Raw genomic sequence first — 1,218 nt, 5'->3', positions numbered from 1 at the left:
AAATAACCATTATATTATGAACGAAAACATTAACAAGAGTGCCTTATTCAACGGGAGTTGCTTTGCCGTGATTACCACAGCTTTTACCTTCTCTATTCGGGCGGGTATTTTACCCCAGCTCGGAGCGCAATTTAACCTGACTGCAGAACAGCTTGGATTTATCAACAGTATGTTCTTTTTAGGATTTCCGATCTCTATGATCATTGGTGGGTTGGTTTATCACACTTTTGGGCCTAAAAACATTATGAAAGCTGCATTTGTCGCCCATACTATTGGTATCTTATTGACCATATATGCCGGAGGATATGTAGGGTTACTTGTTTCTACACTTTTTATAGGATTTGGTAACGGATGTACAGAAGCGGCTTGTAATCCTTTGATTGCAGACGCATATGCAGGTCCGAAAATGAATAAAATGCTAAGCAGGTTCCATATGTGGTTCCCTGGAGGAATTCTTATCGGAGCGCTGATCTCTAAATTTATGACAGATAATGGAATGGGCTGGCAAGCTCAGATGTGGGTTACCATGATTCCAACTGTTATCTATGCTGCTTTGTTCTACGGAAAGAAATTTGTAGAGCCTAGAGAGGACGGAAGTACTTCAATTGCTGAGAATCTTAAGGCAATGCTCAACCCTGTTTTTATCTTCTTGTTTATCTGTATGGCCCTTACTGCAATTACCGAGTTTGGTCCTAACCAGTGGGTGAGTGTGATTATGAGTAACAGTGGTGCCAGCCCAATGCTGATCCTTGCCCTTACCAGCGGATTGATGGCAGTAGGTCGATTCTTTGCCGGCCCTGTAGTTCATTCAYTAGGCCAAACAGGTGTTTTATTAATGTCGGCTATCCTGGCAGCCATTGGTATTTACATGTTCAGCGTGGTTACAGGACCACTTGCATATGTTGCCACGGTAATATTTGCCTTAGGGGTATGTTATTTCTGGCCGGTTATGATTGGAGCAGTTGCCCAGCGTGTTCCGCTAAGCGGTGCTTTGGGGATGTCGATTGTTGGAGGTGTTGGGATGTTCTCAACGGCTATATTTCAACCCTTTATAGGAAGTTGGATTGATTCAGCAAGAGCAGAAAATGTAGCATTAGGTTTAAAAGGAGGAGCACTGGAACTTGCTGCAGGGCAGGATACCTTAGTGAAAATGATAGCTTTCCCTGGAATACTGGTGGTGTTGTTCATTATATTTTTCTTCTGGCAAAAAAATGTAAA

Annotated in this window: 1 protein-coding gene; it reads left to right on the top strand. The window is 42.6% G+C overall.

Annotated features, from left to right (window positions below; all coding sequences use genetic code 11):
* Positions 1 to 16 precede the first annotated feature (16 nt).
* Positions 17 to 1,218: MFS transporter (locus tag AC1DDK_RS26110; RefSeq protein ID WP_337718278.1), on the top strand; the 1,202-nt coding region annotated here is incomplete at its 3' end.

The organism is Pedobacter sp. 05T44 (assembly GCF_056395985.1).
Note: the sequence above shows the minus strand (reverse complement) of the source record. Positions and strands in the feature narration are given on the sequence as shown.